Here is a 19,963-nt window from a genome sequence, read left to right on the forward strand (position 1 = left end):
GCGGGCCGGACTCTTGATGGGCGTCGACGCGGCACGGCCGCTGCGGCGCACGGTGTGACGGAAGCGGAGAAGGACTGATGGCCGGGCGACGAGCCAAGGAACAGCACCGGGCAGGTACGGGGACGAACCCGCCGGCCGGACGGCGGCCGGTGCCGCTGCGGCCGAACCGCCGCCGGACGGCCGGGTCGGTGTTCGCCGCCCTCGGCGCGCTGGTGCTGCTGGCGCTCCTGCTGGTCGGCGTGCCCGCACTGCTGCTGTACGGGACGACCGCGGTGGCGGGCATGGGCGGCCAGAGCACCAGTGGGCCGGTCGAGTTGCTCACCACGCCCGACGACGGCCGGATCTTCCTCTGGGCGCTGGTCGCGATCGGCTGGGTGGGCTGGCTCTGCTTCGCCTTCTCGGTGCTCCTGGAGATCCCGGCCCAGCTGCGCGGCCGGGTGGCCCGCAGGCTGCCCGCCTTCGGCTGGAGCCAGCGGATCGCGGCCGGACTGGTCGGCTCGGTGCTGGCGCTGCTGCCGGTGGCCGGTTCGGCCTTCGCCGCCGTGCCCGACCGGCCGGCCGCGGTGGCCCCGGCCCAGGTGACGGCCGCGCCGCAGTACGCCGCGCTGCCCGCCGCCCCGGTGGCACCCGCGCTCACCCCGGCGGCCGACCCGGCGCCCGGCTACACCGTGCAGGACAGCCGCCCGGCGGACAGTCTCTGGTCGATCGCCGAACGCCAACTGGGTTCGGGCGAACGGTGGGTGGAGATCGCCAAGCTCAACAACGGCCGGGTGATGGACGATTCGGGCCGGACCTTCGACGCGGACCGCCCGATCCACCCGGGCTGGCAGCTCCTGATGCCCGGCGACGCCAAGGCCCAGGGCGGACCGGCACCGGCTCCCGCACCCGCCCCCCAGGCGCCCGCACCGCAGCACGGCTCGGTCACGGTCAGGGCGGGGGACACCCTGTCCGCCATCGCGGAACGGGAGTTGGGGGACGCTGAGGGGTGGCCGAAGCTGTTCGAGGCCAACAAGGGGGTGGCCGCGCCCGACGGCGAACGGCTGACCGACCCGGACGTGGTGGTGCCCGGCATGGTGCTCGCCATCCCCGGCGCTCCGGCGCCTGCGCCGGTGCCCGCCCCGGAACCCGCTCCCGTGCCCGTCCCCGACGTGCCGGTCACGCCCGACCCGGCGCCCGCCACCCCCGCGCCGGCCACGCCCGCGCCCGCCACCCAGGGGCCGGTGGTCCCGTCCCAGGCGCCCACCCCCGCCGCCCACACGCCCGCCGCCCACAACCCCGCCGAGGCGGCGGCGCCGAGCGACGACTACTCCGTGGCGCTGGCCGCCTCGACCGTCGGCGTGCTGCTCGCCGCCGTCCTGGTCGGTACGGTGGCCCGGCGGCGTGGCGCCCAGCAGCGGTCCCGCAAGCCCCGGCACCGGATCGCGCTGCCCGCCCCGGCCGCGCTCGCCTTCGAGTCCGAACTGAAGGTCCGTCAGGACGACGCCGGGCTGGCCCTGCTGGACCGGGCGCTGCGCACCATGGCCCGGAACACCGTCCGGGGCGGCAAGCGCCTGCCCGCCCTGATCGCGGCCCGGATCACCCCCGGCCGTACGGTCGAGCTGCACCTCGCCGCCCCGGCGGCGCCGATCGCGCCGTTCCGGGCCGCGCACGCGCCGAACGTCTGGTGGTGCCCGGACGACTCCTCCGAGCTGCTCGGCGCCTCGCAGGCGGCGAAGAACAACGCCCCGTACCCGGCACTGGTCACCCTCGGCAGCGCACCGGACGGCTCCGTGGTGCTGGCCGACCTGGAGACCGTCCGGCTGATGCACCTGTCCGGGCACCCGGACGACTCGCAGGACGTGCTGCGCACGCTGGCCGTGGAGTTGGCGCACAGCCCGCTCGCCGACCGGCTGAACCTGCACCTGGTCGGGCTCGCCGAGGATCTGCCGATCTCCGGTCCCGCGCTGGACCGGGTGCACCGGCACGACTCGCTGGAGGCGGCGATCGCCGCGCTCGGCCCGCGCACCGCCCGGGCCCGGGCCACCCTGGTGGCGGCCGAGGCGACCAGCCCCCGGGACGCCCGCAGCCGGGGCCAGGACGACGAGTCCTGGGTGCCGGAGATCGTGCTCTCCGCCCAGCCGCCCAGCGGCAGCCTGCCCACCGAGCTGGGCCGGCTGCTCGACGGCACCCCGCGCACCTGCCTGGCCGTCGTCACCCGGGCGCCGGAGCGCGGCAGCGGCCCGGTCGCCCGCTGGACCCTGCCCAGCACCGGGAACGCGGTCATCCCGGGTCTGCACCTCACGGTGCAACTGCAGCGGCTCAGCCCGGACCAGTACGCCCAGCTCGGCGACCTGCTCCGGTCCTCGGCCGACACCGCCCAACTGCCCGCCCCGGACTGGACGCTGGACGGTGTGGAGCTGGAGCCGTCCGAACTCCCGCTGCCGGTCCCGGTGCTGGCGGGGGTCGGGGCCTCCGGTCCGACCGCCGCCGAGGCGGCCGCGATCGAGGCGGTGTCCCGGGTGATCGGCACCGGCAGCAGTCCGTTCGCGGGTGTCAGCCCGGCCGCCACGCCCCGGCACTCGGCCAACTCGGTGGGCCTGCACGTCAAGTCCGCCGACCCGGTGCACCCTGTCGTGCCGGTGGCTCCGGCCGTCGCCGCCGTGGTGCCCGTGGTGGTCCCGGCGCCGGCCCCGGAACCCGACCCGGAGCCGGTCCCGACCCACGAGCCCGCCGCCCCGGTGGCCGACACCACCCCGGCGCGGCCCGTGCCGCCGCCGGTCACGGCGTCAACTCCAGCTCCCCGTACCGACAGTGACGACCTGCTGGCCATCCTCCGGTCGCCGGAGGCGCACTCGGTCCGGACCGCGCCCAGGATCCGCCTGCTCGGCCCGCCCGACGTGCTCGGCACCACCGGATCGGTCACCCCCGAGGGCCGGCCCCGGCTGACCGAGCTGGCCGCCCTGCTCGCGCTCCGCCCGGGCGCCGACCAGTCCACTCTGGACCGCGCCCTGCACCCCGGCGCCGCCCACCTCGACCCGCACCCGACCACCACCGAACACACCGTCACCCCGATGCCGGTCCGACTGGCCGAACTGGCCGGCTGGCTGGGCGAGTCCACCGAGGGCCGGGCCTTCCTCCCACTGGACGGCGGCGACGGCCACACCTTCGCCCCCACCGTCAGCTGCGACTGGGACGAGTTCCGCAGCCTCTACCGCCGGGGCATGCGCAGCACCAGCAGCACCGCCGACGCCGCCCTGGCGCACGCCCTCGCCCTGGTCCGCGGCGCCCCGTTCGCCGAGGCCCCGGGGTCGTCCTACGGCTGGGCCGAGCCCGAGCGCCAGGACATGATCGCCACCATCGTCGACACGGCGCACGAACTGGCCGCCCGCCGCCTCCAGTACGGCGACCACCGCACCGCCGAGGCCGCCATCTTCCGCGGCCTGGCCGTCGCCCCCGACATCGAACTCCTGCACCGCGACCTGTTCTACGCCTACGCCTCGGCCGGCGCCCGCGACCAACTCGTCCGCGCGGTCAACCGTCTGGACGCCCTCAGCCGCCGCACCGGCCGCGACCTCGACCCCGACACCGTCGCCCTGCTCCGGGACCTGCTCTCCGGCGCCTGACCTGGCCGGTGGCGGCCGTCCTCGACTCAGACCCCGAGGGCGGCCGCCACCGCGGCTTCGGCGTGCAGGCGGGTGGTGGCGAAGACCGGGACGGGGCTGTCGGCGGGGGAGATCAGCAGTTCGATCTCGGTGCAGCCGAGCACGATGCCCTCCGCGCCCCGGGCGACCAGGTCCGCGATGACGGACCGGTAGGCGGCGCGGGACTCCTCGCGGATGACGCCCAGACAGAGCTCCTGGTAGATCACCCGGTGCACCAGAGCCCGGCCCGGAGTGTCGGGGGTGAGGACGTCGAGGCCGTGCGAGGCCAGCCGGTCACGGTAGAAGGACTGCTCCATGGTGAAGGCGGTGCCCAGCAGACCGACCCGGGTCAGGCCCGCCGAGCGGACGGCGAGCGCGGTGGTGTCGGCCAGGTGCAGCAGCGGGACGTCGACGGCGGCGGCCACCTGGTCGGCCACCTTGTGCATGGTGTTGGTGCAGATCAGCAGCAGCTCGGCCCCGGCGGCCTGCAACGCCCGGGCGGCGTCCGCCAGTACGGCCCCGGCCCGGTCCCAGTCACCGGCCGCCTGGAGGCGTTCGATCTCGGCGAAGTCCACCGACCAGAGCACGCAGCGGGCCGAGTGCAGCCCGCCGAGCCGCTCCCTGGTCAGCTCGTTCAGCAGCCGGTAGTACTCGGCGCTGGACTCCCAGCTCATCCCGCCGATCAGTCCGATGACCTTCATCGCGCACCTCCTGTCGGCGCATCATCGCACCGGATCGGTAATGCGGTTGCCGTGGCCTGTCCGATTCCCGTAGACCCGTCCCATGTTGCATGGAGAGCGAATCGGCCTGCGGGCCCGCCTGGAGTCGGATGTACCGGTACTGCACGAGGAGTTGTACGAAGATGTGCTGACCCGCTCGCGGGCGGACACCCGGCCCTGGCAGCCGACCCCGGTCGGCTTCTCGCCGTACGCGGTGGGGGAGGCCAGTGACGGCCACGCGGCCTTCACCGTGGTGGAGTTGACGACCGGTGAGGTGGTCGGGGAGGCGATCGTCTGGGGCATCGACGGCCACAACCGGCTGGCCCACCTCGGGCTGGCGGTGCGGCCCGGCTTCCGCGGGCGCGGGTACGGGGCCGAGGCGGTCCGGGTGATGTGCCGGTACGTCTTCACGGTGCGCGGCTTCCAGCGGGCCCAGTTGGAGACACTGGCCGACAACGAGCCGATGATCCGGGCCGCCGAGCGCGCCGGGTTCGTCCGGGAGGGGCTGCTGCGGCGGTCCGCCTGGGTGTACGGGGAGTTCCTGGACGAGGTGATCCTCGGGCTGCTGGCCGAGGACTGGGCGAAGACGGAGGGGTAGCGGATGCCGCACCCGGGGCTGGTGAGCGCGGGCGTCGAGGTGACCCCGCTGTGCGACGCGGTCGGACCGATGGGCGAGCAGATCGCCCGTCCGCTGCGCGAGCTGTTCGGCGGCCCGGACCACCCGGTCTGGGCCCGGGCGGACGCCACCGAGCCCTGGGTGCTGCACTTCCACTGCTACCTGCTGCGCACGCCGGCCGGCCGGACCGTCCTGGTGGACACCGGTCTCGGCGGGCCGGACTCACCCGCCGCGAGCTGGGCCCCGGTGCCGGGCGGGCTGACCGCCGAGCTGGCGGCGGCCGGGGTCCGGCCCGAGCAGGTGGACACCGTCGTGCTGACCCACCTGCACAGCGACCACGCGAGCGGCAGCCTGGCGGCGGACGGCCGCACCCCGGCGTTCCCGAACGCCCGCTACCTGGTCCAGCGCACCGAGCTGGACTGGCTGACGGCCACCGGCTCACCGCTGCTGGACGCCGTGGTGCGGCCGCTGCGCGCGGCGGGCTGCCTGGACGCCCGGGCGGGCGAGGTGGCGCTCACCCCGGAGGTCAGGGTCTTCGCCACCCCCGGCCACACCCCGGGGCACCAGAGCGTGGCGATCGGCGGACGGCAGCTGGTGGTCGCCGGGGACGTGGTGCTGCACCCCGTCCAGCTCACCGACCCGACGGTCGGATACCTGTACGACGACGACCAGCCGGCCGCGACCGGCACCAGGCAGCGGCTGTTGGCGGAGCTGACGGCCGGGCACGGCATCCTGGCCACCGCGCACTTCGCCGAGCCGTTCACCCGGCTCTGAGCGGGCGCCCGGCCCGCGCCGACCAGCGTGCGGCCGGCCGCCGGGCGCCGGTCGGGTACGCCCCCGGTCCTCGAAGCCGACCTCAGGCGTACAGCGGGCGGATCCGGGTGGACGGCCCGGCCCGGCGGATCACCGTCGGGTCCTGAGTCGGTGCCCGGCCGGTAACGGGTGGCGGGTGATCACCACCCGCTCTGGCTCCGTCGGCTGAGCGCGTCGTAAGGTGGCGAGATCGTGGTGGCGGGCACCGCGGCGGACGTCGCGCTGGCGACGGGGTGGGGCGGTGACCTGCGGTGGCTGACGTGACGGCGGGCGGCATCTGGCCGGGCGCGATGGCCGACCAGACCGCCCCGCGCGAGGTCTCGACCGGCTGGACCGGCAGCATCCCGGCGGTCCAACTGCCCAAACCCGCCGCACCGCAGGTGGTCGGCGGCGGGGCCCGGGGCCGGATCCTGGTGATCGAGGGCGGCTACGGGGCCGGCGGGCGCAGGCCCTGGGGGCGTGGTGCGGGCTCGCAGGCCCAGGTGCTCTCCGCGATGCTGGCCGGTGTCGCACCGGGGACGCTGCTGGCCGCCGAGTCGGTCGACGCCGTGCACCTGCCGGGCGCCACCGACCCGCAGAGCGTGCTGGCCCACCTGCGCGCCGCCGCGCTGCACCCGGGCCCGCTGCTGCTCCACCTCGGCGGCCACCTGGTCACCGACCGGCGCGGCGAGCACCTCTACCTGACGCTGCGTGACTCCAAGCCCGCCACCGTCCGGCAGGACGGCCTGCCCTGGCAGGCGCTGGCCGCCGAACTCCAGCACCGGGGCGACCTGCCCACCCTGGTGATCGCCGACCTGAGTGCCGACCAGGCCGCCTGGCCGCTGGTGCAGAGCGCGATCTCCCCGCTGGCGGACGGCATCCCGCTGTGGGCCGTGGTCAGCCCCGACCCCGAGCAGATCGGCACCTTCTCCCGCGCGCTGATCGAGGTGCTGCACCGGGGCCGCCCCGGTGGTCCGGCCCTGCTCGCGCCCGAGCTGCTCCGCGACCAGGTGCACTCGGTGGTCCGGAACGACTCGATCATCCTGCACTCGCACCCCACCGAGCGGCCGTTCTTCCGCAACACCTCGCGGCAGGTCAACGAGGCGCTGCCGGGCGCCGCGTCCGGGCCGCGCCCGGCGGCCGTCCAGGTACCGCCGAAGGGGCAGCAGCCCCGGCCGCCCAAGCCCCGCCCGGGCACCCCCGACCTCCCGTCGGCCAAGCCGGCCGGGGTCTCGCTGCGCAAGCCCGGGGTGCCGCCCACGCCCCGCCGGGTCGGGCCGCCGGTCTCGCTGCTGAAGGCGGGTCAGCACCCCGCCCCCGCCGCGCCGCTGGTCAGCCTGGACAAGCGGCCGGCCCCGGTCTCCTTCGACAAGCCGACCCCGACCCCGGCGCCCACCCCGGCCGCCGACCCGGCTCCGGTCGACTACCGGGAGGCGATCGGCCGGATCGTCCGCTGCGCGGAGGCGGGCGAGCACGACACCGCCGCCGAACTCGCGCTCGAGCTGGAGCGGTCCGCCGTCGCCGCGCACGGCCCGGTGGCCGTCGAGGTGCTCCAGGTCCGCCAGGTCCGCGCCCACATCGCCCGGCTGGCCGGCCGGCTGGCCCAGGCGGCCGAGGTCTACCGCGAGGTGGCCTTCAGCCTGCTCCGTTCCCGGGGCGCCGACGACCCCGAGACCCAGCAGGCCGCCACCAACGCGGAAGCCTGCTGGCGCGCCGTCCCCGACCGCACCGAGGCGATCCGGATGGCTCCCGAGATCATCGAGCTCCGCGCCCACCTCCCCGGCCCCGACGGCCGCAAACTCCGGGCCGCCGAACGTCACCTGAAGCAACTCGCCTCTGCCGTACAGCAGTAGTGCCGTGAGCAGCGTCAGCGGGCGCCGCCGTTGACGTAGAGGGTCTGGCCGCTGACGTAGGAGGCGTCGTCGCTGACCAGGAAGGCGACCACGGAGGCGATCTCCTCGGGCCGGCCGACCCGGCGGAGCGGGGTGCGTTCGGCGACCTGGGCCTGGTGGTCCTCGGCGGTGGCGCCGACGCGTTCGGCGGTGGCGGCGGTCATCGAGGTGGCGATGTAGCCGGGGGCGACCGCGTTGACGTTGACGTTGTACGGGCCGAGCTCGATCGCCAGGGTGGCGGTCAGGCCCTGGATGCCGGCCTTGGCGGCGGCGTAGTTGGCCTGGCCCCGGTTGCCGAGGGCGGAGCGCGAGCTGAGCGAGACGATCTTGCCGTACTTCTGCTTCACCAGGTACTTCTGCGCCACGTGGCTGCAGTTGTAGGCACTGGTCAGATTGACCGTCAGGACGGCGTCCCAGTCACTCTTGGGCATCTTGAAGAACAGGTTGTCCCGGGTGATCCCGGCGTTGTTCACCAGGATGTGCAGCGCGCCCAACTCCTCGACCACCGTGGCGAACACCACCTCCACCGCGTCGTAGTCGGCCACGTCGCAGCCGTACGCCCGCGCACTGCCGCCCTTGGCGGTGATCGCGTCCACGGTGCCCTGCGCGCGCTCGGCGGTCAGGTCCACCACCGCGACGGTGGCGCCCTCCTCGGCGAGCCGCAGCGCGGTGGCCGCGCCGATGCCCTGCGCCGCACCGGTGACGACGGCGACCTTGCCTGCGAAACGAGTCACGACAGCTCCCTAGACGTTCTCGACGAGTACCGCGGTGCCCTGGCCGACACCGACACACATGGTGGCCAGCCCGCGCCGGGCGCCGGTACGGCGCATCCGGTGCAGCAAGGTGGTGAGGATCCGGGCGCCCGAGCCGCCCAGCGGGTGGCCGAGGGCGATCGCGCCCCCGGACGGGTTGACCAGCTCCGGGTCGAAGCCCAACTCCCGGACGCAGGCGAGTGCCTGGGCCGCGAACGCCTCGTTGAACTCGGCCTCCTCGACGTCCTCGACCGACCAGCCGGTGCGGGCCAGCACCTTCCGGGTGGCGGGCACCGGGCCGATGCCCATCACGTCCGGGTGCACGCCGGCCGAGGCGCCGGCCACGTAGCGGCCGAGCGGCTCCAGGCCCAGTTCGTGCAGGACCTCCTCGCTCACCAGCAGCAGCCCGGCCGCGCCGTCGTTCATCGGCGAGGCGTTGCCCGCCGTCACGGTGCCGCCGGCCCGGAAGACCGGCTTGAGGGCGGCCAGGCGCTCCAGCGTGCTGTCCTCCCGGATGCCCTCGTCCTGATCGACCGTCACACCGTCGGCGCGCAGCACCGGGAGCAGTTCGGCGTCGAAGTGCCCGTTCTTCCGGGCGGCGGCGGCCCGTTGGTGGCTGCGCAGCGCGAACTCGTCCTGGTCCGCGCGGCCCACCCCGTACCGGGCGGCCACCTCCTCGGCCGTCTCGCCCATGCTCAGCACGCCGTGCAGCTCGCGCATCCGGGGGTTGGTGAGCCGCCAGCCGAGCCGGGTGTCGAAGGTCTCCAGCTTGTGCGGCAGCGCCTCGTCGGGGCGCGGCAGCACGAACGGGGCGCGGCTCATCGCCTCGCAGCCGCCCGCCAGCACGATCTCCGCCTCGCCGGAGCCGATCGCCCGGGCGGCGGTGGTGACGGCCTCCAGGCCGGAGGCGCACAGCCGGTTCACGGTGGCGCCGGGGACGGTCTCCGGCAGACCGGCCAGCAGCACGGCCATCCGGGCCGCGTTCCGGTTGTCCTCACCGGCCTGGTTGGCGGCGCCCCAGTAGACGTCGTCGATCCGGGCCGGGTCCAACTGCGGTACGGAGTCGAGCAGTCCGCGCAGCACGGCGGCCGACAGGTCGTCCGGGCGGACGGTCGAGAGGGCGCCGCGCAGCCGCCCGATCGGGGTGCGGCGGGCGGCGGCGAAGTAGACAGGGCGCACGTCGTTGGGCTCCTCAACCACTGGGGGACTAGAAGGCGTTGACGCCGGTCAGCGCACGCCCGACGAGCAGTTTGTGGATCTGGCTGGTGCCTTCGTACAGGGTCATCACCCGGGCGTCGCGCAGGTACTTGCCGACCGGGTACTCGTCGATGAAGCCGTACCCGCCGAAGACCTGGAGCGCGTTGTTGGCGGCCCGGACGGCGGCCTCGCTGGCGAACAGCTTGGCCACCGAGGACTCGGTGGCGAACGGCAGGCCGCGCTCGATGTGGTCGGCCACCCGCCAGGTGAGCAGCCGGGCGGCGTCCAGCTCGACCGAGATGTCGGAGATCAGCTCCTGCACCAACTGGTAGGAGGCGATCGGCTTCCCGAACTGCTCGCGCTCCTTGGCGTAGCCGACGGCGGCGTCCAGGCAGGCCTGGGCGATGCCGACGCAGCCGGCCGCGACCGACATCCGGCCCTTGGCCAGGGCGGCCATCGCGACCATGAAGCCCTTGCCCTCGGCGCCGAGCCTGGCGCTGTCCGGCACCCGGACGGCGTCGAAGGTCAGCTCGGCGGTGGCCTGGCCGCGCAGGCCCAACTTGCCGTGGATCTCCCGGCGTTCGAGGCCGGGGGTGGCGGTCGGGACCAGGAAGGCGGTGATCCCCCGATGGCCCTGCCGCTCCGGATCGCTGCCGCCGGTGCGGGCGAAGACCAGCGCGACCTCGGCCCAGGTGCCGTTGGTGATGAACGTCTTGGCGCCGGTGATCAGCCAGTCGTCGCCGTCCCGGACCGCCCGGGTGGTCAGGTTGGCGGCGTCCGAACCGGTGCCTGGCTCGGTCAGCGCGAAGCAGCCGAGCGCCTCGCCGGAGGTCAGCCGGGGCAGCCAGTGCCGCTTCTGCTGCTCGGTGCCGTAGCTGTTGACCGACTTGGCCACCAGGCCGAGCGAGACCGAGACGATCCCGCGCACCGAGGAGTCGCCCCGGCCGAGCTCCTCCAGCACCAGGCAGTACGCCAGGTGGTCGCCGCCGCTGCCGCCGTACTCCTCCGGGATGGTCAGGCCGAGGAAGCCGACCTCGCCGAGCCTGCCGATGATCGCCCGGTCCACCGACTCGGCGCGGTCCCAGTCGGCGGCGAACGGCACGATCTCACGGTCGGTGAAGTCGGCGGCGAGCTGCCGGACCGCGACCTGCTCCTCGGAGAGCTCCAGGTTCATGGCGTCCTCGGTGGGTAGGCTGGCACCGGCTAAAACTAGCGGTGCAAGTTTTGTCCGACTCTAGCCCGCCGTCGCAGGGCTGGGAAGAGCCGCCTGCGAGAATGCCCGGAACCCCACCCGACCGGAGGAAGCGACCATGGCCCGTCCGCGCACCCCGCTGCTCAGCCGCGAGCGGATCGTCGCGGCCGCCCTCGCCCTGGTGGACGCGGAGGGGCTGGCCGCGCTCTCCACCCGCCGGCTGGCCACCGAGCTCTCGGTCAGCGGCCCCTCGCTGTACAACCACTTCGCCACCAAGGACGAGCTGCTCGACGCCGTGGTGGACAGCGTGATGGGGGAGGTCGACCTGTCGATGTTCCGGCCGCCGGCGCCCTGGCGTACCGCGCTGCGCGACTGGGCCCGCTCCTACCGGGCGGCGCTGGCCGCCCACCCCGCGATCGTCCCGGTGCTGGCCCAGGGCCCGGGCCGGCGGCCGAACGCGCTGCGGCTGGCCGACGCGGTCTTCGGCTGCCTGGTCGCGGCGGGCTGGCCACGCGGCCAGGCCACCCGGATCGGTGCCCTGATGCGGTACTTCGTCACCGGCTCGGCCCTCGGCTCGTTCGCGGCCGGCTTCCCCGAGGACGCCGCGCTGTACACCGAGGAGTACCCGCACCTCGGCGAGGCGCACAAGCTGGCCGAGCACCGGCGGCGGATCGACGAGGGCGCGTTCGAGACCGGCCTGGAGGCGCTGCTCGACGGTCTGGAACTACGCTACGGACGGACCGTCAACTCGACCCGGGGGAGCGAACAGTGACCGATGACCAGGATGGCGTGGTCGTCTACTGGCGGCCGATGTGCACCTTCTGCCTGAAGCTGCTCACCCAGCTGCGGTTCACCGACCTGCCCTACCGCAAGGTCAACATCTGGCGCGACCCCGAGGCCGCCGCCTTCGTCCGCTCGGTCGCCGACGGCAACGAGACCGTCCCGACGGTGACGGTGGCCGGGCACCCGATGGTCAACCCCTCGCGGAAGGAACTGCTGGCGGCGGTCCGGGAGCACGCCCCGCACCTGCTGGCCTGACCCGCTCAGCGGCAGGCCAGCGCGGCCCGGATCTCCGACTCCGGGTCGCCCTGGTGGTAGACCCGCTCGGTGGCCTCGATGCCGTCCAGGAACTCCTGGTAGCGGACGGCGTAGCCGAGGTGCATCAGCGGCTCCGCCAGCTCCAGCGCCCTGGCCGGGTCGGAGTCGGGGGCCTGCTCGCGCCAGGCGTCGATCCAGAGCCGGCGGACGGTCGCCCAGCGCTCCTCGTCGAGGAAGTCCTGCGGGCGCAGGCCGTCGACGGCGGGGTGACCGTAGTAGCTGTCGGAGAAGTCGACGATCACGTTGCGGGTGCCGTCGAACCGCCAGTTGCCCGGGTGGAAGTCACCGTGCACCAGCGTCTCGGGCAGCCCGCAGGACGCCAACTCCTCGATCAGCGCCGGAAGGTCGGCGAGCAGCCGGTCGGCGGCAGCCCGCTCCTCGGCGGTCAGCACGACCCGGGGGAGCAGCGCCGCGAAGCGCTCGGGCAGAGTGCCGGGAGTACGGTCCGGGAGCCCGTCGCGCTGCCCGGCCAGCGCGGCCTGGGCGGCCACCAGCCGGGGTACCGCGGCCAGCATGGCGTCCTCGGGCAGGCCCCAGCAGTCCACCCCGGGCAGGTGGCCGAGCAGCACCCGGCCCTCGGCTTCAGCCAGCACCGGCGGTACCAACTCCGGGTCCACGGCGGCCAGTCGGGCGATCACCTCGGCCTCGGGGACGGCGAAGGCGGGCGTGGTCTTCAGCCAGACCGGGCCGTCGGCGGTCGGCAGCCGGTACAAGCCGGAGAGGTTCCAGCTCTTCACCTGCTCGGCCGGGCCGACCGCCCGCACCGTCCCGGCCGCCCAGGCCAGCGCGGACCGCAGCCCGGCCGGGGTGGCCCACGGCGCCCGCAGCGGGTCCTCGCCCACCGTCAGGGCCGAGTCGGCGAGTTCGACCTCCGGGAACCGCAGCGCCTCGGCGTGGTAGGCGACCGAGCCGCCGTACCCGGTGTCGGCACTGTCGTGCGTCAGCAGGCGCAGCACGTGCACCGGGACGCCCAGTCGCCGCGTCAACTCCTCGGCCACCGGGGCGATGTCGTGCCAACGCGGCGTCCCGACCGGGAACGGCCCGATCTCGCCGAGCTGTTCACCCTGGTACGTCACCAACACCGTCACGCTTCGCTCTGTCACCCGCGCAGTCTCGGGCCCGCCGGTCGTCCGGGCAACCGAATTTAACGATCACTCACTCGTACTCGGTGCCGCCCTTGCGGGTCAGGTACGCGCCGCTGACCACCTTGGCGATCGCCCGGCCACCGGTCACCGGGCTGTACCGCTCGACCACCGGCCGGACCACGACGCCCTCGCGGATGTGCAACTCCCGCCCGGAGAAGGTCTCCCGGCCGTCGGCCAGCGCCAGCACGGTGTCCGGGTCGAACGGGCCGCTCCACAGCTGCGGCACCAACGGCAGCTTCCCGGCCAGCAGTTCGGTGGCGTCCAGCCAGTGCAGCTCACCGTCGATCACGGCCGAGACGTCGAACGCCGCGTACCCGGGCAGCTCGGTGCGCCCGGACTCCCCGTAGCCGAGGTCCTGCACCCCGACGCCGAACACCTCGCCGAAGATGCCGATCCGGCTGGCACCGAGCCGCTCCGCCAGCTCGGCGGCCACCGCCGGGATGCCGTGCGCGCGGACGCTGCGCCAGTACAGGTTGCGGTCGTCCTCGCGGAGCGCCAGCCGCTGCGCGCCGATCCCCTTCGAGGAGACCTGGACGGTGCCGGAGTCGGCGTGGAACGTGACCAGGCAGCAACTGCCGTGCAGCTTCTCGGAGACCACCACCGGCTCGCCAGGTTCGAAGACGTCCGGGAAGCGCTTGAGGTTCTCGATGTCCACCCAGGGCAGCAGCCCGGGCGCCGACTCGACCTCACCGCTCATGCCGACCGGGATCGGCGGCACCCACTTGGTGATGCCGAGCAGCTCGGCGAAGTCCGCACCCTCGGCGACGGCCTCGGTGAGGTCGGTGCCGGCCAGCGCGGCGGGGCGGCAGACGATGCCCTGGGAGAGCTCACCGCGCAGCCGGACCGCCTTGACCCGGTCGTGGGCGCTGCCCGCGAGCTTCCCGGTCAGGCCCAGCTCCTCGATCAGCGCGGGCGGCAGCACCGCCTGCTCGGGGATGTAGACCGCCAGTTCCCCGGTCCGGTACGCGCCCTTGGCGACCACCGCACGGTAGAGGCCGACCTGGGCCAGCTCCAGTGCGTCGGCATTCGGGTGCGTCAGGATGGTCAGCCGTTCGGCCGTGACTCGCAATGTCGACATGGTGATTCCTCCCCGGATGGTGAACGGGGATCACTCTCGCCGCTGCGGACCGCCGCACGCGACAGGTTTTCGGGGGCCTGCGGATGCCGGCCCCCGAAAACTGACGACTGATCGGGTCAGGCGCGCCCGGCTGCCCGTTGGGTACGGCGGGACAGCGAGTCGATGACCACGGCGGCCAGCAGGACCGCACCGGTGATCATGAACTGGATGGCGTTGCTGAGGCCCTGGATGTTCATCCCGGACTGGATCGAGCCGATCACCAGCGCACCGAGCAGGGCCGACCAGGTGTTGCCGCGTCCGCCGAAGAGGCTGGTGCCACCGATGACGGCGGCCGCGATCGAGTTCATCAGCAGGTTGCCGCCACCGGAGGTCTGGCTGGCGGACTGGATCTGGGCCGACAGGAACAGCCCGCCGACCGCCGCCATGGTGGAGGCCACCATGAAGACCGAGATCCGGATCCAGGAGATGTTGATACCGGCCCGGCGGGCACCCTCGATGTTCCCGCCGAGGGCGAAGATCTGCCGCCCGTAGCCGGTCCGGCGGAGCACGAAGTCGAGCACCACGATGAAGAGCAGGAAGATCAGCAGCGCCAGCGGCAGGCCCTTGTACTGGTTCAGCGTGTACGCCACCAGGAAGGCGAGCACGGCCAGCACGCCGGTGCGGAGCGCGATGTCGCCCGGCGGCCGGTACGGCACCCCGGCCCGGCGCCGCCGCGCGGTGTCGGTCAGGGCGGCGGCGAGGAAGAGCAGCACGGCGGCCGCCGCCAGGCCGTACGCCGCGATGGCCTGGCCGTAGATGGTGGTGTAGAGCCGGGAGACGATGTCGTGGCCGGACAGGTTGACGGTGCCGTTGGCGCCGAGGATCTGCAGCATCAGGCCGTTCCAGGCCAGGTTGCCGGCCAGTGTGACCACGAACGCGGGGACGCCGATCTTGGCGAAGAAGAAGCCGTGCACCAGGCCGACCACCGTGCCGCCGACCACGGCGGCGAGCAGGGCCACCCACTCGTTGACGCCGTGCGTCACGTTCATCACGGCGAAGATCGCGGCGCACAGGCCGCTGACCGAACCGACCGACAGGTCGATCTCGCCGAGCAGCAGCACGAAGACCACGCCGATCGCGATCATGCCGGTGCCGACGATCTGCTGCGAGAGGTTGGAGAGGTTCTGCGCCGACAGGAAGCTGCTGTTCAGACTGCCGAAGACGGCCCAGATGACCACCAGGGCCAGCACCACAGGCAGCGAGCCCAGCTCGCCGCTGCTGATCCGGCGCCGGAACTCGCCCAGGTAGCCCTTCACGCCCTCCTGACGGACGATCAGGCGCGGGTCGACGGCCGGGATCGCCTGGGCCGCCACCGGGACGGGGGCGTTGACCCCGTCCTTGGACATCGCGTCCTCCGGCAGCGGATTCCGTCGGGAGCCGTTCCCCGGCTCGGGGGTGTTGGTGCCGTCCGCGCTCATTCCTCGCCCTCCGTGCCACGGGCCCGACGGCGGGTCACAGCATTGTCCGTGGCGCCGGTGATGGCCGAGATGATCTCTTCCTGACTGGTGCTCCGGCGGTCGAAGAAGCCGTTGTTCCGGCCCAGCCGGAGCACCGCGATCCGGTCCGCCACCGCCATCACGTCCGCCATGTTGTGGCTGATCAGGATGACGCCGAGGCCCTGGTCGCGGAGCCGCTCGACCAGGTCCAGGACCTGGGCGGTCTGTTCCACGCCCAGGGCGGCGGTGGGCTCGTCCAGGATGACGATCTTGGGCGAGCCGATCAGCGAGCGGGCGATCGCGACCACCTGGCGCTGGCCGCCGGAGAGCGAGGCGATCGGGATCCGCACGCTGGGGATCCGGATGGAGAGGGTGTCCAGCAGGGTCCTGGACCGCTGCTCCATCCGGACCTCGTCCAGCACGCCGAACCGCTTGAGCTCGCGGCCGAGGAACAGGTTGCCGACCACGTCCAGGTTGTCGCACAGCGCGAGGTCCTGGTAGACCGTGGCGACGCCCAACTGCTGGGCGTCCTGCGGGCGGTGGACGGCCACCGGCCTGCCCTCCCACTCGATGACGCCCTCGTCCGGCTGGTTGACCCCGGCCACCGCCTTGACCAGGGTCGACTTGCCGGCGCCGTTGTCGCCGACCAGGGCGACCACCTCGCCCGCGTTGACCTCCAACTCGATGTCGGTGAGCGCCTGGACGGCACCGAACCGCTTGGAGACCCCGCGCAGTGCGAGCACGGGCGAACCTGTCACAACAACCAACTCCCTTGCCCCGTACCGGATTCGACCTGAGTGACCGGTGCGGCTACTGGAGCCCGGCCGCGGTGCACGCGGCGGCGTAGTCGGGCGTGCAGATCTGGGCCACGGTGTAGAGGCCGTCGGCCACCACGGTGGTCTTGACGTTCTCCTTGGTCAGCACGACCGGCGTGATCAGGTTCGACGCCACCTCGGTGCCGCTGCCGTTGGTGGCCTTGGTCGGGGTGAGCGACGGCTCCAGGCTCTTGCCCTGGGCGAACTGGACGGCCATGGTGGCGGCCGCGTCCGTCTCCGGCTTGAACGGCTTGTAGATCGACATGGTCTGGGTGCCTGCCAGGATCCGCTGCACCGCGTCCAGTTGGGCGTCCTGCCCGGTCAGTGGGACGCTCAGACCGGCCGCCTTGAGGGCGGTGGCGATACCGGCGGCCATGCCGTCGTTGGCGGAGTAGACGCCGACCACGTTCGGGGCGCCGAGCGCGGTGATCGCGGCGGCGGCCTCCTGGTTGGCGTTGTTCGGGTCCCAGTTGGGGGTGTCGTACTCCTTGCCGATGGTCAGCTTCCCGTCCATCGCGCTGTGCGCGCCCGCCTTGAACTGGGCGGCGTTCGGGTCGGTCGGCGAGCCGTTGATCATGATGATCTTGCCGCTGGACGCCTTCGGGCCGACCGCCGCGACCAGCGCCTGGCCCTGGAGCTGGCCGACCTTGTTGTTGTCGAAGGACACGTACGCGTCCACCGGGCCCTGGGCCAGCCGGTCGTAGGCGATCACCTTGACGCCGGCGTCGTGCGCCTTCTGCACCGAGGACTGGATCGCCTTGGCGTCCACCGCGTCCAGGATGAGTACCTTGTCGCCCTTGGTCAGCGCCGTGTCCACCTGGGTCTGCTGGGTCGCCGCGTTCTCGTTCGCGTTGTAGTAGTCGATCTGGGCGTCCGGTGCCAGCGACTTGATCTTGGCTTCGATCAGGGGCCGGTCGAACTGCTCGTACCGGGTGGTCTTGGTCTCCGGCAGCAGCAGGCCGATCTTGACCGGCCCGGCCGCCGCCCCCGAGGAGCTCGTCGAGCCCGTGGACTGTTTGGCGCTGCCACAGGCGGCCAGGCCGAGGCCGAGGGACACTGCGGTGGCCGTGACCACGATGCGACGAAGGCCGAGTTTCATAGGAAATGCCTCTCCGTTCGAGCTCACCCCCGCCTCCGAGTCTGGGAAGCCGAGCCGCTCGCCGCGAACGGAACTGCGCCGTACGGGCAGCCGGACACCCCACTCGGCGGATGGTCCGCCAGGTGACCGGGTGTCAGGTCCCGCTGTTCAGCGCGGCAGGAAGGCCGGTCGGAGGTCCGGTTCCACCGGGTCGTAGTAGCGGTGGTAGACCGGGGTGAGGCCGCCGGAGACCGGCGGCACGATCCAGCTCCAGTCGGTCGGGGTGCGGCGGCCCAGCCGCTCCTCCTGGGCGATGTGCTTGAGGAAGCGCTCGGACTCGGTGTGGTGGTCGGCCATCGTCACGCCCGCCTCCTGGAACGAGTGCAGGACGGCGATGTTGAGCTCGACCAGGGCGCGGTCCCGCCACAGCGTGCGGTCCGAGGAGGTGTCGAGGCCCAGCCGGGCCGCCAGCACCGGGAGCTGGTCGTAGCGGTCGGCGTCGGCCAGGTTCCGGGCGCCGATCTCGGTGCCCATGTACCAGCCGTTGAACGGGGCGGACGGGTACCGGACGCCGCCGATCTCCAGCGCCATGTCGCTGATCGCGGGCACCGCGTACCAGCGCAGCCCGAGCTCCGCGAACCACGCGTGCTCGGGGTGCCGCAGCGGCACCTCCAGCACCGCGTCCTCCGGCACCTCGTACCACTGCGGCTCGTCCTGGTCCCGCCGACGGACCATCAGCGGCAGCACCTCGAACCGCTCCTCGCCGCCCTTCCAGCCCAGCTCCCGGGCCTGGGCGGCCAGCGCGGCCCCGGCCGGGTCACCGACGCCGGAGGGGTGGCCGGCGTAGCGGACCAGCTGCTGGTTGACGATCCGCGGGGCGGGCCGGTCCGGGCGGTCGGGGGCGAAGACGGTGATCACCGGGCGGATCCGGCCGCCGTTGGTGGCCGTGCGCAGGTGCTCGAAGCACTGCTCGGCGATCGCGTCGGGGGAGTCGAGGTGGCGCTGGTCGCGGACCACCAGGCTGCGCCAGTAGAGCCGGCCGATGCAGCGGGCGGAGTTCCGCCAGGCCACCCGGGCGCCGAAGACCAGCTCCTCGGCGGTGTGCTGGTAGCTGCCGGTGCGCTCGATCTCGTCGAGCACCTGACGGATCCTCGGCGCCGGATCGCCCGCGCCGGCCCGCTCCTGGTGGAACTGCCGGACGAAGGCGACCGCCTGCCCGGCCGGCGAGGCGTCGGACGGCGCGGACGGCGGCTCGGGCGCCGCCGGGGCGCCACCGTACGGGCAGCGCGGGGCGGCCGGCCCGGCCGAGGCGGTGACGAGCCGGGCGGACTTGCGGGTGCGGAGCCGACTGAAGATCAAGGACACATCCCTCCCACCGACATGGGTACCGGAGGTGATGTGCCGGGCGCGCGGAGTGCGGCAATCCCACCTCCTCCGGTGTGATCAGCCGCTAAGGTGCGCGCGGAGCCGGGCCCCGCGCCGGAGCGCGGGGCCCGGGAGCGCTACCGGGTCGCCAGCGAGAGCCCGAACCGGCCCGCCCGGTCCGTCCACCAGGCCGACAGCTCCAGCCCGGCCGCGCCCAGTTCGGCCGCCACCCGCTCGCGGCGGAACTTGGCCGAGATCTCGGTCCGCAGCTCCTCGCCGCGCTCGAAGTGCACCGGCAGGTCGAGGTCGTGGATCTTGACGGTCTGGGCCACCCGCGAGCGCAGCCGCATCTCGATCCACTCGTTCTCGGCGTCCCAGAGCGCCACGTGGTCGAAGAGCTCGGGGTCGAAGTCGCCGCCCAGCTCCCGGTTGAGCACGTCGAGCAGGTTCTTGTTGAAGGCCGCGGTCACCCCGGCCGCGTCGTCGTAGGCCGCCACCAGGGTGTCCGGGTCCTTCACCAGGTCGGTGCCGAGCAGCAGCGCGTCGCCGGGCTCCATCGCCTCCCGCAGCTCGCGCAGGAAGACCGCGCGCTCCTCGGGCAGCAGGTTGCCCAGCGTGCCGCCGAGGAAGACCACCAGGCGGGGGCCCTGGCCGGGCGGCAGGCCCAGCCGCTGGGTGAAGTCGGAGACCACCGCGTGCGTGGTGAGCGTCGGGTAGTCGGCGGTGAGCGCCTCGGCGGCGGCCGCCAGCGCGCTCTCGCTGACGTCCACCGGGACGTAGGTCCGCAGGGTGCCCAGGTCGCGCAGCGCGTCCAGCAGCAGCCGGGTCTTCTCCGAGGAGCCCGAGCCCAGTTCGACCAGGGTGCGGGCGCCGGTGGCGGCCGCGATCTCGGCGGCCCGGTCGGTCAGGATCTCCCGCTCGGCCCGGGTCGGGTAGTACTCCGGCAGCCGGGTGATCTCCTCGAACAGCTCGCTGCCCCGGGCGTCGTAGAACCACTTCGGCGGCAGCGACTTCGGACTCGCGGTCAGACCGCTGCGCACGTCGTGCCGTAGCGCGTGGCTGAAGTGGTCGGCGGCCAGCAGGCGGGTCAGCTCGTAGGTCTTCACAGCAGTGTTCCCTTGCTCGGTCG

At 73.6% G+C, this 19,963-nt stretch carries 17 protein-coding genes; 6 read left to right on the forward strand and 11 right to left on the reverse strand.

The window, feature by feature from the left end:
* The first annotated feature begins 77 nt into the window (after positions 1 to 77).
* Positions 78 to 3,602, forward strand: a complete 3,525-nt coding sequence (locus OHV05_RS28650; protein WP_405020240.1) for a LysM peptidoglycan-binding domain-containing protein — start codon at positions 78 to 80, stop codon at positions 3,600 to 3,602.
* 26 nt (positions 3,603 to 3,628) lie between these two features.
* Here the strand turns inward: OHV05_RS28650 and OHV05_RS28655 are convergent, their stop codons facing one another.
* Positions 3,629 to 4,321 carry an aspartate/glutamate racemase family protein gene (locus tag OHV05_RS28655; protein ID WP_405020241.1) on the reverse strand — a complete coding sequence of 231 codons (693 nt, stop codon included), beginning with the start codon at positions 4,319 to 4,321 and terminating at the stop codon, positions 3,629 to 3,631.
* A gap of 82 nt (positions 4,322 to 4,403) precedes the next feature.
* Here OHV05_RS28655 and OHV05_RS28660 point away from each other — a divergent pair, with 82 nt between their 5' ends.
* From OHV05_RS28660 to OHV05_RS28670, 3 genes are all read left to right on the forward strand, one after another.
* Positions 4,404 to 4,937 carry a GNAT family N-acetyltransferase gene (locus OHV05_RS28660; RefSeq protein ID WP_405020242.1) on the forward strand — a complete coding sequence of 178 codons (534 nt, stop codon included), beginning with the start codon at positions 4,404 to 4,406 and terminating at the stop codon, positions 4,935 to 4,937.
* 3 nt (positions 4,938 to 4,940) lie between these two features.
* On the forward strand, positions 4,941 to 5,729 hold the full coding sequence (locus tag OHV05_RS28665) for an MBL fold metallo-hydrolase (RefSeq protein ID WP_405020243.1): 789 nt from the start codon (positions 4,941 to 4,943) through the stop codon (positions 5,727 to 5,729).
* A gap of 290 nt (positions 5,730 to 6,019) precedes the next feature.
* Positions 6,020 to 7,600, forward strand: coding sequence for a hypothetical protein (locus OHV05_RS28670; RefSeq protein ID WP_405020244.1), 1,581 nt, complete (start codon positions 6,020 to 6,022; stop codon positions 7,598 to 7,600).
* Between the two features lie 14 nt (positions 7,601 to 7,614).
* Here OHV05_RS28670 and fabG read toward each other — a convergent pair whose 3' ends face one another.
* Genes fabG through OHV05_RS28685 form a run of 3 tightly spaced genes read right to left on the reverse strand, consistent with a single transcriptional unit; the run spans position 7,615 to position 10,762 of the window.
* Positions 7,615 to 8,373, reverse strand: coding sequence for a 3-oxoacyl-ACP reductase FabG (gene fabG, locus OHV05_RS28675; RefSeq protein WP_405020245.1), 759 nt, complete (start codon positions 8,371 to 8,373; stop codon positions 7,615 to 7,617).
* A 9-nt stretch (positions 8,374 to 8,382) separates the two neighbouring features.
* Entirely contained in the window at positions 8,383 to 9,570 is a 1,188-nt protein-coding gene (locus OHV05_RS28680) for a thiolase family protein (RefSeq protein ID WP_405020246.1), read from the reverse strand.
* Between the two features lie 28 nt (positions 9,571 to 9,598).
* Complete coding sequence (locus OHV05_RS28685; protein ID WP_405020247.1) at positions 9,599 to 10,762, reverse strand: acyl-CoA dehydrogenase family protein; 1,164 nt, start codon at positions 10,760 to 10,762, stop codon at positions 9,599 to 9,601.
* Between the two features lie 136 nt (positions 10,763 to 10,898).
* Between OHV05_RS28685 and OHV05_RS28690 the strand changes: the two genes are divergently transcribed.
* Complete coding sequence (locus OHV05_RS28690; protein ID WP_405020248.1) at positions 10,899 to 11,552, forward strand: TetR/AcrR family transcriptional regulator; 654 nt, start codon at positions 10,899 to 10,901, stop codon at positions 11,550 to 11,552.
* On the forward strand, positions 11,549 to 11,818 hold the full coding sequence (locus tag OHV05_RS28695) for a glutaredoxin domain-containing protein (RefSeq protein WP_405020249.1): 270 nt from the start codon (positions 11,549 to 11,551) through the stop codon (positions 11,816 to 11,818). Before OHV05_RS28690 ends, OHV05_RS28695 begins: the two co-directional genes overlap by 4 nt.
* Before the next feature lie 5 nt (positions 11,819 to 11,823).
* Here the strand turns inward: OHV05_RS28695 and OHV05_RS28700 are convergent, their stop codons facing one another.
* The 7 genes from OHV05_RS28700 to egtD all read right to left on the reverse strand — a co-directional run bounded on the left by OHV05_RS28700 (position 11,824) and on the right by egtD (position 19,940).
* Entirely contained in the window at positions 11,824 to 12,981 is a 1,158-nt protein-coding gene (locus tag OHV05_RS28700) for a phosphotransferase (RefSeq protein ID WP_405020250.1), read from the reverse strand.
* 52 nt (positions 12,982 to 13,033) lie between these two features.
* Positions 13,034 to 14,101 (reverse strand): RNA ligase (ATP), encoded by a 1,068-nt coding sequence (locus tag OHV05_RS28705; RefSeq protein ID WP_405020251.1) that lies wholly within the window; start codon positions 14,099 to 14,101, stop codon positions 13,034 to 13,036.
* A 116-nt stretch (positions 14,102 to 14,217) separates the two neighbouring features.
* Positions 14,218 to 15,558: a sugar ABC transporter permease gene (locus OHV05_RS28710; protein WP_405020252.1), complete on the reverse strand. Its 1,341-nt coding sequence runs from the start codon at positions 15,556 to 15,558 to the stop codon at positions 14,218 to 14,220.
* On the reverse strand, positions 15,555 to 16,334 hold the full coding sequence (locus tag OHV05_RS28715) for an ATP-binding cassette domain-containing protein (protein ID WP_403032180.1): 780 nt from the start codon (positions 16,332 to 16,334) through the stop codon (positions 15,555 to 15,557). The genes OHV05_RS28710 and OHV05_RS28715 overlap by 4 nt, the downstream gene beginning before the upstream one ends.
* A 52-nt stretch (positions 16,335 to 16,386) precedes the next feature.
* Complete coding sequence (locus OHV05_RS28720) at positions 16,387 to 17,490, reverse strand: sugar ABC transporter substrate-binding protein (protein WP_403032177.1); 1,104 nt, start codon at positions 17,488 to 17,490, stop codon at positions 16,387 to 16,389.
* Between the two features lie 147 nt (positions 17,491 to 17,637).
* On the reverse strand, positions 17,638 to 18,825 hold the full coding sequence (locus OHV05_RS28725; protein WP_405021568.1) for a nitric oxide synthase oxygenase: 1,188 nt from the start codon (positions 18,823 to 18,825) through the stop codon (positions 17,638 to 17,640).
* A gap of 146 nt (positions 18,826 to 18,971) precedes the next feature.
* Positions 18,972 to 19,940: an L-histidine N(alpha)-methyltransferase gene (egtD, locus tag OHV05_RS28730; RefSeq protein ID WP_403032174.1), complete on the reverse strand. Its 969-nt coding sequence runs from the start codon at positions 19,938 to 19,940 to the stop codon at positions 18,972 to 18,974.
* Positions 19,941 to 19,963: the final 23 nt, after the last annotated feature.

Origin of the sequence: Kitasatospora sp. NBC_00070 (assembly GCF_045041205.1) — a bacterium.
GTDB lineage: Bacteria > Actinomycetota > Actinomycetes > Streptomycetales > Streptomycetaceae > Kitasatospora.

Bases quoted from the DNA above. Each gene is read 5' to 3' on its own strand.
- OHV05_RS28690 (WP_405020248.1), top strand. From the start codon at position 10,899: ATGGCCCGTCCGCGCACCCCGCTGCTCAGCCGCGAGCGGATCGTCGCG.
- OHV05_RS28665 (WP_405020243.1), top strand. From the start codon at position 4,941: ATGCCGCACCCGGGGCTGGTGAGCGCGGGCGTCGAGGTGACCCCGCTG.
- OHV05_RS28655 (WP_405020241.1), bottom strand. From the start codon at position 4,321: ATGAAGGTCATCGGACTGATCGGCGGGATGAGCTGGGAGTCCAGCGCC.
- OHV05_RS28660 (WP_405020242.1), top strand. From the start codon at position 4,404: ATGTTGCATGGAGAGCGAATCGGCCTGCGGGCCCGCCTGGAGTCGGAT.
- OHV05_RS28685 (WP_405020247.1), bottom strand. From the start codon at position 10,762: ATGAACCTGGAGCTCTCCGAGGAGCAGGTCGCGGTCCGGCAGCTCGCC.
- OHV05_RS28720 (WP_403032177.1), bottom strand. From the start codon at position 17,490: ATGAAACTCGGCCTTCGTCGCATCGTGGTCACGGCCACCGCAGTGTCC.
- OHV05_RS28705 (WP_405020251.1), bottom strand. From the start codon at position 14,101: ATGTCGACATTGCGAGTCACGGCCGAACGGCTGACCATCCTGACGCAC.
- OHV05_RS28710 (WP_405020252.1), bottom strand. From the start codon at position 15,558: ATGAGCGCGGACGGCACCAACACCCCCGAGCCGGGGAACGGCTCCCGA.
- OHV05_RS28650 (WP_405020240.1), top strand. From the start codon at position 78: ATGGCCGGGCGACGAGCCAAGGAACAGCACCGGGCAGGTACGGGGACG.